The sequence below is a fragment of the Cellulomonas uda genome (assembly GCF_006538705.1).
GTDB lineage: Bacteria > Actinomycetota > Actinomycetes > Actinomycetales > Cellulomonadaceae > Cellulomonas > Cellulomonas uda.
In genome coordinates, this window is record NZ_BJLP01000003.1 from 1 (window position 1) to 14,717 (window position 14,717).

Here is a 14,717-nt window from a genome sequence, read left to right on the forward strand (position 1 = left end):
GCGCGGCGGCGGGGACGACGACGGGCGCGTCCCGGGTGGTGACCCGGGACGCGCCCGTCGCGGTGCTGCTCAGCCCTCGAACGGCTTCGCGGCGACGATCGTCACCTCGATCTCGCGCCCGTTCGGCGCGGCGTAGCTCGTCGTGTCGCCCACGGACTTGCCGTGGATCGACGCACCGAGCGGCGAGGTGGGGGAGAAGACCTGGATGCCCGTCGTGCCGGCCATCTCGCGCGAGCCCAGGAGGAAGACCTCCTCGTCGCCCGCGACCACGGCCGTCACGACCATGCCCGGCTCGACGACGCCGTCGTCGGGCGGCGTGCCGATCTGCACGGTGCGGAGCTTCGCCTCGAGCTCGCGGATGCGGGCCTCGTTCTTCGCCTGCTCCTCGCGCGCGGCGTGATAGCCGCCGTTCTCCTTGAGGTCGCCCTCGTCACGCGCCGCGGCGATGCGCTGCGTGATCTCGTCCCGGCGGGGGCCCTTGAGGTCCTCGAGCTCGGCGCTCAGGCGGTCGTAGGCCTCCTGCGTCAGCCAAGTGGCCGCGGTCGTGTCGGTCACGATCGCTCCTTCCTGCTTCCTGGTGCGTCCCGTCGGCGGCCCTCCGTGACCCCACGGCTCGAGGCCGCAGGCATCACCGGTCGGCGGTGTCTGGGGCGGGGTGTCGCCGTTCCGTCCGGTCGCGTCGACCGTCCGGTCCCGGTTCGTCGTGCCGTGCCGCGCTGGGAGCGGGCCGGACGCGACGAGGCGTGGGCGGCGTGCGAAACGCCCAGGATAGCAAGCGGTCGCGTCAGGGGGCGCCCGGCGCGTCCTCGACGGGGTCGCACGTCTGCACGCTCGCGCTCACGGCGAGCTCCGCGGTGGGGATGACGACGGTGACGCGCTGGGTGCGGGCGCCCGGGCCGATCTGCACGTCCTTGACGCCGACCTCGGCGTACGACTGCGACAGCGCACGCACACGGCACGACGCGGTGCTCTCCGGGTCCTTGGTGACCTCGAACGTCAGGTCGACCGTGTCCGCGCCGTGCACCGAGAACCCGATGGTCTTCCACTGCACGGGGTCGCGCAGCGCGCTGATGCCGATCCAGCCCACCACGACCGCGCCGACGAGGGCGGCGAGCACGACCGTGACGAGCCACGGGACGCGCGAGCGCTCGTCGGGGTCGTCGCCGTAGCGTCCCGCGGGCGGCGTGGGGCTCGCGGCGGGCGTGCTGGCCACGGGGGTTCCTCCTGTGTGGTCGGCGGACCGGTTCCGGGTTCGTGGGTGCCGTGCGCGATCATTGTCCCGTGCCCGAGCTGCCCGCCGAACCACGGCGCCCCCAGAACGTGACCGACACCTCGTCCCCGAGCGCTCCCGCCGGGTCGGCGTTCGTGCGCCGCACCGACGCCGCGGGTGAGCCGCTGCGCCTGATGGCGGTGCACGCGCACCCGGACGACGAGTCGAGCAAGGGTGCGGCGACCACCGCACGGTACGCCGCCGAGGGCGTCGAGGTGCTCGTCGTGACGTGCACCGGCGGCGAGCGCGGCGACGTGCTCAACGAGCGCTACGGCGAGGTGCCGGGCGGCATCGAGGGCATGCGTGAGGTGCGCCGGCACGAGATGGCCGCGGCCGCGGCCGCGCTCGGTGTGCAGCAGCGCTGGCTCGGCTTCGTCGACTCGGGGCTGCCCGAGGGGGACCCGCTGCCGCCGCTGCCCGAGGGGTGCTTCGCGCTCGTGGGCCTCGAGGACGCGAGCGCGCCGCTGGTCGAGGTGGTGCGCGAGTTCCGGCCGCACGTGATGACGACGTACGACCCGACGGGTGGCTACCCCCACCCCGACCACGTGATGTGCCACCGGGTCGCCGCCGAGGCGTTCGCGGCCGCGGGCGACCCCGAGCGCTACCGGGGCCACGGCGAGCCCTGGGCGCCGCTCAAGCTGTACTACAACCACGGTTTCTCGCTCGCGCGTCTGCGCGCGATGCACGAGGCGATCCTCGAGGCGGGCGGCGAGTCCCCGTTCGGGGACTGGATCGAGTCCCGCCAGGCGCGGGAGATCCCCGAGCGCGAGGTGACGACGCGCATCGAGTGCGCGGCGTACTTCGACCGGCGGGACGCGGCGCTGCGCGCCCACGCCACGCAGATCGACCCCGAGGGCTTCTTCTTCGCGGTCCCGCGCGAGGTCGAGCTCGCGCACTGGACGACCGAGGAGTACGAGCTCGCGGAGTCGCGCGTGCCGGTCACGCTCCCCGAGCACGACCTGTTCGCGGGGATCGCGGTGCAGCCGCTCGGCTCGCTCGCGCCGGCCGACGAGACGACGGGGACGGATCGATGAACGCGCTGGCGCTGGTCCTGGCCGCCACGCCCGCACCGAGCCCCAGCCCCACCGTCACGGCGGCCACCGGGGGCTCGCCGGGCTTCCTGGGCTTCGTGTTCACGTTCGGGCTCGCGGCGGTCGCGGTGCTGCTGTTCCTGTCCCTCACCCGCCACCTGCGGGTCGTCGACCGGCGCGCCAAGCAGCTCGAGGCCGACGAGGCCGCCGAGGCCGAGGCGCAGGAGCGCGGTGCGGACGGCGCGAGCGAGCCGGACGACGCGACCGACGGCACGCGGTGAGCGAGCGCCCCGAACCGCCGCGGCGGCCCGCGGTCCGTGTGACGATCGCCCAGGTCGCGGCGTCGGCGGACGCGGCGGCGAACGTCGTGGTCCTGCGTGACGCGTTCGCGCAGGCGCACCACGTCCGGGCCGACGTGCTGGTGCTGCCCGAGTACGCCTCGGCGTTCGACCCGGGCGGCGTGGGCGCCGAGCACGCCCAGCCACTCGACGGCCCGTACGTGACCACGCTGCGGGAGCGGGCGGCAGCCACGGGCGTCGCGGCGCTCGCGGGCGTGACGGTCCCGGGCGACGACGAGGACCCGCGCGCGGCGAACGTCGTCGTCGCGGTGGACGGCACGGGCGCGCTCGTCGGGACGTACCGCAAGGTGCACCTGTACGACGCGTTCGGCAGCCGCGAGTCCGACCGGCTGCGGCCGGGCCCGGCGGACGCGCCCCCGCTCGTCCTCGACGTCGCGGGCGTGCGGTTCGGCGTGCTGACGTGCTACGACCTGCGGTTCCCGGAGTCGGCCCGGCGGGTGGTGGACGCGGGTGCGGACGTGCTCGTCGTGCCCGCGGCGTGGGCGGACGGTGCGCTCAAGGCGATGCACTGGCGCACGCTCGCGACGGCGCGTGCGATCGAGAACACGGCCGCGGTCGTCGCGGTGGGCATGGCGGGCAAGGGCGTCGTCGGGCGCTCGCTCGTCGTGGGGCCGGACGGCGTGGTGGGCCTCGAGCTCGACGACGAGCCGTCGATCCGCACGGTCGACCTCGACCCGGTCGAGCTGCGCGGCGTGCGCGAGGCGAACCCGTCGCTCGCCAACCGGCGGTACGCGGTGGTGCCGGCGGGTCAGCGCAGCGAGTAGCTCGCGATCGACACGGCGATGTAGTGGCACGCGAAGCCGATGACGGTCAGCGCGTGGAAGATCTCGTGGAACCCGAAGTACCGCGGGCTGGGGTTGGGGCGCTTGGTGCCGTAGACGACCGCCCCCACGGTGTAGGCCAGGCCGCCGGCGGCGATGAGCCACAGGATCGCCGCGCCGCCCTCGCGGTAGAACTGCGGCAGGAACGCGACCGCGACCCATCCGAGGATCACGTACACCGGCACGTAGACCCATCGGGGTGCGGAGAGCCAGAACACGCGGGCGAGCAGCCCGACGAGCGCGCCGGCCCAGACGGCGATGAGCAGGTTCCGGGCGGTCGTGGCGGGCAGCAGGAGCACGGCCAGGGGCGTGTAGGTGCCCGCGATGATGAGGAAGATGTTGGTGTGGTCGAGGCGGCGCAGCACGCCCGCGACGCGCGGCGACCAGGTGCCGCGGTGGTAGACCGCGCTGGTGCCGAACAGCATGACGGCCGACAGGCCGAAGACCGCGGTGGACCACCGCGCGGCGGGCGTGGGGGAGAGCGCGACGAGCACGATCGACGCGGCGAGCACGAACGGTGAGACGCCGGCGTGGATCCAGCCCCGCAGGAGCGGCTTGACGCTCGCGGCGACCTGCTCGACCGCGCGTACGACGCCCGAGGTGCCGCTGGGGGCGGGGGTGCTGGCCATGGTGCCTCGCGTTCGTCGTCGGGAACCTACGACCCCGTAGGTTACGGCACCGTAGGTAGCGGTGTCGACCGCCTGCGCCGCACGGACGATCCTGCCTCACGCACATCGGCGGACGAGTACGGTTGACCGCGCCGGCACACCACGCCGCACCCGCCGGGCGCGAGCCCGGCCGGTACCGATCGCGACAGGAGAGCGCGTGCGCCTGCCCCATCCGCTGTACGGGCTGTACGAGCGCCGCCTCGCCGCGTCGCTGCCCTCGGACCGGATGCCGCGGCACGTCGGCGTGATCCTCGACGGCAACCGCCGCTGGGCGCGGTCCACCGGCAAGTCCACGCACGGCGGGTACCGCGCGGGCGCGGACAAGATCAGCGAGGTGCTCGCCTGGAGCGAGGACGTCGGCGTCGAGGTCGTCACGCTGTGGATGCTGTCCACCGACAACCTCAACCGCCCCGCCGACGAGCTCGAGGGCCTGCTCGTCGTGATCGACGACGCGGTGCGCGAGCTCGCCGCGACCCGCCGCTGGCGCGTGCAAGCGGTCGGCTCGCTCGAGCTGCTGCCCGAGCACACGGCCCAGGCGCTGCGCGACGCGCAGGAGGCGACGCGCGACGTCGTCGGGCTGCACGTCAACGTGGCCGTGGGCTACGGGGGCCGCCGCGAGATCGCCGACGCGGTGCGCGCCTACCTGCGGGACGCGGCCGACAAGGGCCTCGGGCTCGACGAGATGGCGGAGTCGTTCGACGTCGAGCACATCGCCGCGCACCTGTACACCAAAGGGCAGCCGGACCCGGACCTCGTCATCCGCACCTCGGGCGAGCAGCGGCTCGGCGGTTTCCTGCTGTGGCAGTCGGCGCACTCGGAGTTCTACTTCTGCGAGGCGTACTGGCCGGACTTCCGGCGCGTGGACTTCCTGCGCGCGGTGCGCGACTACGCCGTCCGGGAACGGCGGCTCGGGCGCTGACGCGCGCTCGCGGTTGCCCCGGACGACCCGCCACGAGCGGACCTCCCGCGGCGCCGTCACCCCGCCGGGTGGACGCCCGGCGAGGTGCAGGTGAACTTCGTGTTTCGGACGGCGCGTCGAGCCTGCGACCCGCGCGCGGCCGGGGTTAGCGTCACCACAAGGACGTCGCCCCGGCGTCCCCGGGAGGCCTAGCCCATGGAGCATCCGCTCCGGGAGGAGGGCCGGACCCGGCCCTTCGCAGGGTCGGACCGCCCTCGTCCCGCCGCCGCGAGCCGGCCCCCGCACCCCCGCGTGCGGGACACCGGAGCGCGACGCCTTCTGCGGCGCACGTAGCGCCGGAGGGAGCACGCCGTGGTCAGCAGCGCAGCTCAGCAGGGCCCCACCGGACCCGAGCCGGCCGGGCAGGACGACGCCCGCCGGACCCACGTCCTCGACACGTCCGTCCTGCTGTCCGACCCCAGGGCGATGTACCGCTTCGCGGAGCACGACGTGGTCCTGCCGGTCGTCGTCATCACCGAGCTCGAGGGCAAGCGGCACCACGCGGAGCTCGGGTACTTCGCCCGCTCGGCGCTGCGCCTGCTCGACGACCTGCGCGTCCAGCACGGCCGCCTCGACGAGCCGCTGCCCATCGGCGACCTCGGCGGGACGCTGCGCGTCGAGCTCAACCACACCGACCCGACGGTGCTGCCCGCGGGCTTCCGGCTCGGCGACAACGACACGCGGATCCTCGCGGTCGCGGCGAACCTCGCCGCCGAGGGTCGAGACGTGACCGTGGTCTCCAAGGACCTGCCCATGCGGGTGAAGGCCTCCGCGGTGGGGCTGCGCGCCGAGGAGTACCGGCACGAGCTCGCGGTCGAGTCCGGCTGGACGGGGATGGACGCGCTCGACCTCACCGAGCAGCAGATGGCCCAGCTGTGGGAGCACGAGTCGCTCCCGCTCGCGGACGTCGTCCCCTCCTCGTCGGAGCCGGGGTTCGGCACGGCCGCCCCGGGGGACCTGCCGTGCCACACCGGCCTCGTGCTGCACTCGCCCCGGGGGTCCGCGCTCGGGCGCGTGACCGCGGACAAGCACGTCGCGCTCGTGCGCGGCGACCGGGACGTGTTCGGCGTGCACGGCCGCTCCGCCGAGCAGCGCATCGCGATCGACCTGCTGCTCGACGAGGAGATCGGGATCGTCTCGCTCGGCGGTCGCGCCGGGACGGGCAAGTCCGCGCTCGCGCTGTGCGCGGGGCTCGAGGCCGTCCTCGAGCGCCGGCAGCACCGCAAGGTCATGGTGTTCCGACCGCTGTACGCCGTCGGCGGTCAGGAGCTCGGCTACCTGCCCGGCTCCGAGGCCGAGAAGATGAACCCCTGGGCGCAGGCGGTGTTCGACACGCTCGGCGCGCTCGTCTCGCGCGAGGTCGTCGAGGAGGTCATGGACCGCGACCTGCTCGAGGTCCTGCCGCTCACGCACATCCGCGGCCGGTCGCTGCACGACGCGTTCGTGATCGTGGACGAGGCGCAGTCGCTCGAGCGCAACGTGCTGCTCACCGTCCTGTCGCGCATCGGGCAGAGCTCGCGCGTGGTCCTGACGCACGACGTCGCGCAGCGCGACAACCTGCGCGTGGGCCGGCACGACGGTGTCGCGGCGGTCATCGAGGCGCTCAAGGGCCACCCGCTGTTCGCGCACGTGACGCTCACCCGCTCGGAGCGGTCGCCCGTCGCGGCGCTGGTCACGGAGCTGCTCGAGGGCATCGAGGTCTGAGCCCGGCGCCCGACCCCGGGCGCAGACCTGTGCTCAGTCCTGTGCTCAGACCTGTGCTCAGACCTGTGCTCAGTCCTGCGTGAGCACGCCGTCCTGCAGGCGCACGACCCGGTCGGCCAGCGACATCATGACCGGGTCGTGCGTCGCGACGAGGGCCGTGGTGCGCTCGTGCTCGACGACCGCGCGCAGCAGCCCCATGATCGCGACGCCCGTGGCCGAGTCGAGCTGGCCGGTGGGCTCGTCCGCGACGAGCAGGCGCGGCGAGTTCGCGAGCGCACGCGCGATCGCGACGCGCTGCTGCTGACCACCCGACAGCTCCCCGGGCCGCTGGTTGGCGTGCCCGCCGAGCCCGACGAGGTCGAGCAGCAGCGCCACGCGCTCGTCGCGGACCTTCGGCGGGACCTTGCGCAGCCGCAGGGGGACGCCGACGTTCTCGGCCGCCGACAGCACGGGCACGAGCCCGAACGTCTGGAACACGAACGACACGACGTCGCGCCGCAGCGCGACGAGCCCGCGCTCACCGAGCCGGGACACCTCTCGGCCGTCGACGACGACACGGCCCTCGTCGGGGCGGTCGAGCCCGCCGACGACGTTCAGCAGCGTCGTCTTGCCCGAGCCGGAGCGTCCGACGAGCACCACGAGCTCACCGGGGGAGATCGACAGCGAGACGTCCCGCAGCGCGTGCACCGCGGCGTCCCCGCTGCCGTACGTGCGCGAGACGTGGTCGACCAGCACCATCGGCTCGGACGTGCTCGCGGCGTGCTTGCCCTGCTGCGCGGTCTCGACGCTCATCGGTGGGGTCCTCCCTCGTGCGTGCCGTCCTGGGGCGCGGCGGTGGGCTGCGTGGGGGCCACGCGCGGGCGGTCGGGCCACACGGACACGTGCGACGCCTCGAGCGCGAGCCGCACGCGGCCCGACAGCTCGAGGGCCTCGCGGTACTCGGCGGGCAGCTGGACCCGCCCCGCGCGGTCGAGCACGGCGAACTCCTCGGCCACCACGTGCTCGGTGCCGTCGTCGCGCAGGTGCGTGCGGCGGACCGTCTCCGACGACGTGCGCCCGTCGCGGATGGCGACCGTGCGCTGCACGTGCTCGCTCACGCCCGGGTCGTGCGTCACGACGACGACCGTGGTGCCGAGCTCGCGGTTGACCATCCGCAGGCTCTCGAGCACCAGGTCGGACGTCGCGGAGTCGAGCTCGCCGGTCGGCTCGTCGGCGAACACCACCTGCGGCGAGGTGGCGAGCGCGACGCCGATCGCGACGCGCTGCTGCTCGCCGCCCGACAGCTGGCCGGGCCTGCGGTCCGCGCAGTAGCCCACGCCGAGCAGCTCGAGGAGCTCGGCCGCGCGGGCCTCGCGCTCGCGCCGGCCGCTGCCCGCGAGCGCGAGGGGCAGCGTCACGTTCTCGGTCGCGCTGAGGTACGGCACGAGGTTGCGGGCCGTCTGCTGCCACACGAACCCGACCATCTGGCGGCGGTACGCCACACGCTGCGCGGAGGTCATGGCCATGAGGTCCCAGTCGCCGACGCGCACCCGCCCGGCGGTCGGCACGTCGAGGCCCGACAGGACGGCGAGCAGCGTCGACTTCCCGGAGCCGGACGCGCCGACGATCGCGACGAGCTCGCCGGGCTCGACGAGCAGGTCGAGGCCCTGCAGCGCCTGCACCTCGATGCCCTCGGACTGGTAGATGCGCACGAGCGAGTCGCACACGATGAGCGCGTCCCGCCCGAACGCCGGGGCGCCGGCCTCCTGCGTGAGCCGGTCGAGCGTCGTCGTCATCGCGCCTCCTTCGTCGTGGTCATCGTTCCGCCTCCCGGATGCCGAGGGCCAGGTCGTCGTCGCGCCGCGTGCGGGCCTCGACCTCGACCGCGACCGCGAGGCCCAGCGCGAGCGCCCCCGCCGCGAGCACGAACGGGACCCAGGTCGTCGCGACGCGCGTGCCGTCGGGCTCGCCCGTGAGCGTCGACAGGCCGAGCGCGCCGGTGAGCAGCCACGGCACCGCGACGCCGATCGCGCAGCCCGCGAGCAGGCCGGCGACGGCGACGGGCGCGGCCTCGCCCGCGGACAGCCGGCGTGCGGTGCCCGCGTCGAGCCCGAGCGTGCGCAGGACGTGCAGCGTGCGTCGCCGGTCGCGCGCGGTCGCCACGACGGTCAGGACGAGCGCGACGACGGCGAGCACCGCGAGCGCGCCCTGCGCGACGCGCAGCAGCGTGCGCAGCCCCGTGGTCAGCGGCGAGGTGTTCCACGCGTCGAGCCAGTCGGTGCGGCTCAGCACGCGCACGTTCGGCAGGCCCTCGACGGCCGTCGCGGTGACGGCGGCGTCGGCTCCGGGCCCCAGCAGCCACGTCGTCTCGGCGGGGATCTCGACCCCCATCGCGGCGGCGAGCGCGGCGCGGTCGACGACGACGGTCGGCGCACCGTCGACCCGCAGGTCGGTGGTGCCGCGCGGGTCCAGCGCGACGAACGACTCGGTGACCCAGACCTGCGGGTCGGTGGTCTCGGCGATGGGCTCCAGGTCCGCCGTCACGAGCGCGGGCACCCCGGTCCCCGGCGCGCCGTCCGCCAGCCGCGCGAGGCCCGCGTCGCTCTCGCCGCGGGCGGCGCGCAGCGCCTCGAACGGTGCCGTGTCGACGGCGAGCAGTGTGACGTCCACGCCCGAGCCCACGCCGAACGTGCGGCTCACCCACGTGCGCGAGCCCGTGACGCTCGTCAGGCCGTCCTGCTCGCGCAGCGCGGCCAACGCGTCGTCCCCGACCGGCCCGTCGATCCGCACGTCGCCGCCCACCACGAGGTCCGCGGCACGCACCTGCCCGCGGTCCACGGTGGCGACCATGATGCCGCTGAACACCATGAGCGCCACCGCGACCGTCACGCTGAGCAGCGGGATCGCGGTGCGGCTCGCGCGCTCGGCACGTGCCGTGGCGACCAGCCCGGCGAGCGCGGGGCCGCGCGAGGCGACGGCCCGCAGCCGGCGCAGCACGGGCGGCAGGGCGTGCGCGGTCAGGACGGTCGCGGCGCCGGCCAGCAGCACGGGGGTCGCCGCGAGGAGCCAGTCGACGTCGCCGACGCTGCTCGACAGCAGACCGCGCGCGCGGACGGACAGCAGCGCGCCGGTGGCGACCGCGAGCAGCGTGAGCTCCGCGACGAGCCGTCGCGTGCGGCGACGTGACGCGAGCCGGTCGCGGTCGGCGCGGTTGGCGGGCACGCGTCGGCCGGTCCACGACCGTCGGACCAGGGCCCCCGCGAGCAGCGCGGGCGCGACCACGCCCACGGTCGCGACCGCGACGCCCGGCCACCACGCGCCCTGCGGCGGCATGACGAGCAGGAGCGCGGCGACCGCGAGCGCCGTCGCGGCGAGCGTGACGGGCACGGACTCGAGCAGCGCGCGCCAGCCCACGGACGTGACCGACGCCCCGCGTGCGCGCTCGAGCGTGAGGCCGCTGGAGCGGCGCTCGACCATGAGCCGCGCGGCGAGCAGGACGGTGAGGCCTCCGACCGCGACGATCCCCATGAGCAGGACGCTCGCCTGCGCGGTCGCACCGGCCAGGCGGTCGCGGTAGGCGAGCAGCTCGTCGTCGAGCGACGTCAGGAGCGTGGGCTGGCGCGCGTCGAGCAGCTGGAGCGGGCGCGGGTCGGTGCGCAGCGCCGCGACCTCGGCGGCGATGACCCGTGCCCGCGCCGCCGTGATGCGGTCGGGGACCGAGACGAAGCGCACGTCGGTGGTCACCGCCGACGGCTGGACGGCGACGAGCAGGTCGGGCAGCGACGCGTCCGTCACGAGCAGCCCGACGGCGGCGAGGTCCGCGGACCCGCCCGGGGCGGGCATGGCCCGGACGAGCTCGGGCAGCGTGGTCCACACCGGGTCGTCGGCGTCGGTCACCTCGTACGTGCCGACGACGACGGCGGTCAGCCGGGACACCATCGCGGTGGTCACGCGCACCTCGTCGCCCGGCTCGAGGCCGAGCGCTCGGGCGCCGTCGACGCTCACGCCCACCTCGACGCGGCGCTCGACGTTCGCGAGCGACTGGTCCTCGGTGACGACCACGTCGTCGAGCTGCTCGGGTGCGCGGCCGGTGACCCAGCGGACCGGGTCGGCGCCGTCCGCGGGCAGGACGTAGCCCGCGCGTGCGACGAACTGGCCGCTGGGGAGGTTCCCGGTCCACGCGGACGTGAACGTCGACAGCGACGGTCCCGCGAGGTCGCGGAGCATCGCGGCGGGCACGCCGGCGGCGACCGTCTTCGCCGCACTGCGCTGGTCGTCGGGTGCGTGGTCCGGGCGGACGCCCGCCTTGGGCGGTACGGCGCCGGAGACGCGTGCGACGACGTCGGTGGCCGGACGGCCCCGCTCGACGACGTCGCGCGCGCCCTCGTCGGCGACGCTCGTGACCAGCCGCGGCGCGAGGAGCGCGACGAGCACGAGCGCGGCGACGAGCGCACCCGTGAGCGCGAGCAGGCCCGCATCGGTGCGCGCGCGGCGGCGCACGAGCAGCGGGGCGCCCCCGACGACCGTCCGCACGCGAGTCGAGACGTTCATCCCTCGTCCCCCAGTCGCAGGAGCGCGCCGGAGGTGCGGCGCAGGAGTGCGCGCGTGGTCACGACCACCGCGAGCGTGGCACCGAGGCCGATCATCGTGACGACCGCCGCGAGCGCGGGCCACGGCCACTGCACGAGCACGCCCGGCACGGGTGCCAGACCGCGCGGCGAGACCGTCACGAGCGGGCCGACGACGCGCACGAGGGCGGCGCCCACGAGCACGCCCGCCACGGTGCCGAGCAGCCCCAGCAGCGCGTACTCGCCGAGCACCGCGCGGGACAGCGCGCCGCGCGACGCGCCGAGCGCCTGCAGGCGGGCCAGCTCGAGCCGTCGTGTGCGCACCGCGACGGTCGCGCTGAGCGCGACGCCGGTGACCGCGAGCGCGACGGCGGCGAGCGTGACGCTCCACAGCGCGGCGGGGATCCCGACCCGCAGGGGACCGTCGGTCGCCTCGACGACGGCTGCCGCGCGCGTGCTGGCGGTCCCGAGCTCCGAGCGGGCGACCGCCGCGGCGGCGGCCGGTGCGGCCGCGTCGTCGACCATGGCCCACCACTCGTCGGCGAGCGCGTCCCGACCGCCGGCGACGAGGGTCGCGCGGGTGAGCGCGTCCCGGTCCACGAGCAGGGCGTCTCCGTCGGGCACCGACGGCAGGTAGGGCACGACGGCGTCGACGCGCACCTGCACGTCGATCCCGTCGACCTGGACGACGAGCGTCTCGTCCGGCTCGGCGGTGAGCGTGCTCAGCAGGCCGGGCGTGACGATCGCGTGCACGATCGGCTCGCGCTCGAACGCGGTGGTGTACAGCGCGCTGTACCCCTGCAGCACCAGCCCCATGTTGGTCGCGGCGGTCACGTGCAGCGCGCCGGCCTCGACCCACGTGGCGCCCAGGCGGTTGCCCTCCGCGAGCGGGTTCCACGTCGACGGGGACGTCGTGCGCCACTGCGCGCGTGCCAGGTCGACGGGCGTCGGCTCGCCGTCCGCGTCGAGCGCCTGCATGCGCGACACGATGCCGTGGACCGTGACCTCCCAGTTCTCGGGCGTGAGGAGGTCGACCGCGAGCGGGTCGAGGCGGATGTCCATGGTGACGCCGAGGAGCTGCAGGGCTCCGACGCCCTCGGGCACGTCGAGCGTGAACGTCGTGGGGACGGCCTCCTCGACGGGACGCCCCGACGTGGGCTCGAGCATGCCGACGTCCAGCGTGGTGCGCAGGCCGCGCTCGTCGGCGAGGAGGACCGACACGCGCAGTTCGGCGCCCTTGATGCGCTTGGCGAGCCAGCCCTGCACGTCGAACGAGATCGACCGCGTGCCCGCGGGGAGCGGTGCCCCGCGGACGACGGACGCGGGCGCGAGGTCCCGCGTCACCGCGGGCCACCCGCCGTCGAGCCGGCCGCGCAGCAGGTCGCCCGCGTGCCGCGTGTCGAGCGCGACGAGCGTGGCCGGGACCCCGGTGCTCAGCGCGCTCGCACCGGTCGCGATGCCGACCTGCGCCTGGCGCCGGGCGACGGGTGACGTGATGGGCACCTCGGGCAGCCCCGCGAGCAGCGCCGACTGCTCGAGCGGGGAGCCGCCGAGCTCGTCGACGCGCAGGTCGGTGCCCACCACGAGCTCGGCCTGCTCACGCTGCGAGAGGTGCCACGTCGCGAGCCAGCCCTGCGCGAACGTGCCGACCGCGACCGCGAGCGTGACGAGCAGGACGGCGCCCGCGGCCCGGTGCGGGCGACGGCTGACCTGCCAGGCGGCCAGCGGGGCGACGAGCGACCGGCTGTGTCGCGCGACGTCCTCGCCCGTGCGTGCCACGACGGGCAGGACGCGGCCCGCGAGCACGCCGCCGGCGAGCAGGACGAGCGCGGGGGCGGCGACGAGCAGGGGGTCCAGACCGCGCGAGCCCGCGAGACCCGTGGCGCCGTGCCGGACGAGCTGCCACAGCGCGACGCCGGCGACGACCACGACCGCCAGGTCGACGCCCGAGCGGGCGAACATCTGGCGACGGTCCTGGCGGACCTCCTGCTGCTCGGAGTCGACCGCCGAGACCCGTCGCCGGAGCGTGGGCGCGAGCAGCACGGCGGCGAGCAGCGTGGCGGCGACCGCGCACGTGAGCCAGAGCGTCGTCGGTGTGCCGGGGTCGGTCGCCAGCCCCGCGTCGCGCAGCAGGCGGGCGCGCGTGAGGGCGCCGTACGCGAGACGTGCGAGCCACGGGGCGAGCAGCGCGGCGGCCAGCGCGACGCCGAGCGCCTCGAGCGCGGCGAGGCCGACGAGCTGCGGTGCGGACGCCCCGCGTGAGGTGAGCAGCGTCTGCTCCGCGGTCCGCCGCTCGGCGAGCAGGCGCGCGGCGATGAGCAGGACCGTGACGGCGACGACGAGCAGCAGGAGCCCGACGACGACCACGCCCGCCCGCGTGACCGCGAGCGTGGCCGCGATCTCGTCGAGCGTGCGGTCGAGCGTCGTGCTGACCTGCACGCTCGCGGCCGGGATGGACGCGTACGCGTCGGTCTGGGCGGTCTCGAGCCGGTCGCGCAGCCCGGCGCGCTGCGCGGGTGTCGCAGACCCGAGGTCGGGCCTGGCGACGAGCGTGAGGGTGCCCGGGACGATCGCGTCCACGTCGTGCGCGACGACGATCGGGCCCCACGCCTCGGTGACGACCGAGCCGAACGAGCCGGGCACCGGGAAGTACGGCTCGTGGCCGCGGCCCGAGAGCAGGTCGCGCTGCCACAGCGCGCGCGGGGGCTCGGCGCGGAACACGCCGACGACCCGCATGCGCAGGTCGGCGCCGAGCTCGACGCCCTCGAGCGCGACCTCGTCGCCGAGCTCCCAGCCGTAGCGCGCGGCCGCGTCCTGCGGCACGGCGACGGGGATGGCGTACGAGCCGGGTACGGACGCGGTCGTCGGCCACTCGCCGGCGAGCAGGGTCGTGTGCTCGGGCACGACGGGGTAGTCGGCGAGGTACACGATCGGGTCCACCGGGTCCGCGGTGCCGGGTACGGACAGCCACGGCGACGACGCCCACACGTCCCGCTCCTGCGCGACGTCGCCGACGATGGCGTCCATCGCGGCGTGCGCGGCGGCGGCCACGCTTGTCCCGTCCTTGCCGCCGACGACCGAGCGCAGGTCGATCGTCGTGTCCCCCGGGTCGACCCGCTCGAGGGCGACCTGCGGCGCCCGCGTCTCGCTCGCCGTGAGCAGCAGCGCGAACGTGCCGAGCAGCGTCGTCGCCACGAGGGTCACGGTCAGCACCGCGAGCAGCAGGGTGCCCTGCGCCGTCGCCCGGCGCAGCAGCAGCCGTGACCTCCAGCCCACGCGTCGACCTCCCGACCTCGTCGTCACCGGTCCGCAGCGGGCCGGGCGGGGCGACAGTAACCCAGCGCGCAGGGGCCCCGGGA

At 75.6% G+C, this 14,717-nt stretch carries 12 protein-coding genes; 5 read left to right on the forward strand and 7 right to left on the reverse strand.

Features of this window, described 5'->3' with window-relative positions; all coding sequences use genetic code 11:
• Positions 1-69: 69 nt before the first annotated feature.
• Positions 70-555, reverse strand: coding sequence for a transcription elongation factor GreA (greA, locus tag CUD01_RS01365; RefSeq protein ID WP_141318077.1), 486 nt, complete (start codon positions 553-555; stop codon positions 70-72).
• Positions 556-784: 229 nt separating this feature from the next.
• On the reverse strand, positions 785-1,213 hold the full coding sequence (locus CUD01_RS01370; RefSeq protein ID WP_141318079.1) for a DUF4307 domain-containing protein: 429 nt from the start codon (positions 1,211-1,213) through the stop codon (positions 785-787).
• Between the two features lie 191 nt (positions 1,214-1,404).
• Between CUD01_RS01370 and mca the strand changes: the two genes are divergently transcribed.
• Genes mca through CUD01_RS01385 form a run of 3 tightly spaced genes read left to right on the forward strand, consistent with a single transcriptional unit; the run spans position 1,405 to position 3,424 of the window.
• Entirely contained in the window at positions 1,405-2,304 is a 900-nt protein-coding gene (gene mca, locus CUD01_RS01375) for a mycothiol conjugate amidase Mca (RefSeq protein ID WP_141318199.1), read from the forward strand.
• Entirely contained in the window at positions 2,301-2,582 is a 282-nt protein-coding gene (locus CUD01_RS01380) for a hypothetical protein (protein ID WP_141318081.1), read from the forward strand. The genes mca and CUD01_RS01380 overlap by 4 nt, the downstream gene beginning before the upstream one ends.
• A 38-nt stretch (positions 2,583-2,620) precedes the next feature.
• A complete protein-coding gene (locus tag CUD01_RS01385; protein ID WP_307722657.1) occupies positions 2,621-3,424 on the forward strand; it encodes a nitrilase-related carbon-nitrogen hydrolase in 804 nt (267 codons plus the stop codon).
• Here CUD01_RS01385 and trhA read toward each other — a convergent pair.
• The gene (gene trhA / locus CUD01_RS01390; RefSeq protein WP_141318085.1) at positions 3,409-4,110 is read right to left on the reverse strand and encodes a PAQR family membrane homeostasis protein TrhA; all 702 of its coding nucleotides are present in this window, start codon (positions 4,108-4,110) and stop codon (positions 3,409-3,411) included. The two genes, CUD01_RS01385 and trhA, sit on opposite strands and share 16 nt — an antisense overlap.
• A gap of 196 nt (positions 4,111-4,306) precedes the next feature.
• Between trhA and CUD01_RS01395 the strand changes: the two genes are divergently transcribed.
• Both CUD01_RS01395 and phoH2 read left to right on the forward strand, forming a co-directional pair.
• A complete protein-coding gene (locus tag CUD01_RS01395; protein WP_094179314.1) occupies positions 4,307-5,068 on the forward strand; it encodes an isoprenyl transferase in 762 nt (253 codons plus the stop codon).
• 351 nt (positions 5,069-5,419) lie between these two features.
• The gene (gene phoH2 / locus CUD01_RS01400; RefSeq protein WP_141318087.1) at positions 5,420-6,811 is read left to right on the forward strand and encodes an RNA 5'-3' helicase PhoH2; all 1,392 of its coding nucleotides are present in this window, start codon (positions 5,420-5,422) and stop codon (positions 6,809-6,811) included.
• A 69-nt stretch (positions 6,812-6,880) separates the two neighbouring features.
• On the opposite strand, the gene CUD01_RS01405 is transcribed toward phoH2, so the two are convergent.
• Genes CUD01_RS01405 through CUD01_RS01420 form a run of 4 tightly spaced genes read right to left on the reverse strand, consistent with a single transcriptional unit; the run spans position 6,881 to position 14,634 of the window.
• A complete protein-coding gene (locus CUD01_RS01405; RefSeq protein ID WP_141318089.1) occupies positions 6,881-7,603 on the reverse strand; it encodes an ABC transporter ATP-binding protein in 723 nt (240 codons plus the stop codon).
• On the reverse strand, positions 7,600-8,586 hold the full coding sequence (locus tag CUD01_RS01410) for an ABC transporter ATP-binding protein (protein WP_094179317.1): 987 nt from the start codon (positions 8,584-8,586) through the stop codon (positions 7,600-7,602). The genes CUD01_RS01405 and CUD01_RS01410 overlap by 4 nt, the downstream gene beginning before the upstream one ends.
• A 19-nt stretch (positions 8,587-8,605) precedes the next feature.
• Complete coding sequence (locus CUD01_RS01415; protein ID WP_141318091.1) at positions 8,606-11,341, reverse strand: FtsX-like permease family protein; 2,736 nt, start codon at positions 11,339-11,341, stop codon at positions 8,606-8,608.
• Positions 11,338-14,634 carry an ABC transporter permease gene (locus CUD01_RS01420; RefSeq protein WP_141318093.1) on the reverse strand — a complete coding sequence of 1,099 codons (3,297 nt, stop codon included), beginning with the start codon at positions 14,632-14,634 and terminating at the stop codon, positions 11,338-11,340. Before CUD01_RS01420 ends, CUD01_RS01415 begins: the two co-directional genes overlap by 4 nt.
• Positions 14,635-14,717: the final 83 nt, after the last annotated feature.

Excerpts from the sequence above, each read along its gene's own strand:
- mca (WP_141318199.1), top strand. The coding sequence starts at position 1,405 with ATGGCGGTGCACGCGCACCCGGACGACGAGTCGAGCAAGGGTGCGGCG.
- CUD01_RS01405 (WP_141318089.1), bottom strand. The coding sequence starts at position 7,603 with ATGAGCGTCGAGACCGCGCAGCAGGGCAAGCACGCCGCGAGCACGTCC.
- CUD01_RS01380 (WP_141318081.1), top strand. The coding sequence starts at position 2,301 with ATGAACGCGCTGGCGCTGGTCCTGGCCGCCACGCCCGCACCGAGCCCC.
- trhA (WP_141318085.1), bottom strand. The coding sequence starts at position 4,110 with ATGGCCAGCACCCCCGCCCCCAGCGGCACCTCGGGCGTCGTACGCGCG.
- CUD01_RS01410 (WP_094179317.1), bottom strand. The coding sequence starts at position 8,586 with ATGACGACGACGCTCGACCGGCTCACGCAGGAGGCCGGCGCCCCGGCG.
- CUD01_RS01415 (WP_141318091.1), bottom strand. The coding sequence starts at position 11,341 with ATGAACGTCTCGACTCGCGTGCGGACGGTCGTCGGGGGCGCCCCGCTG.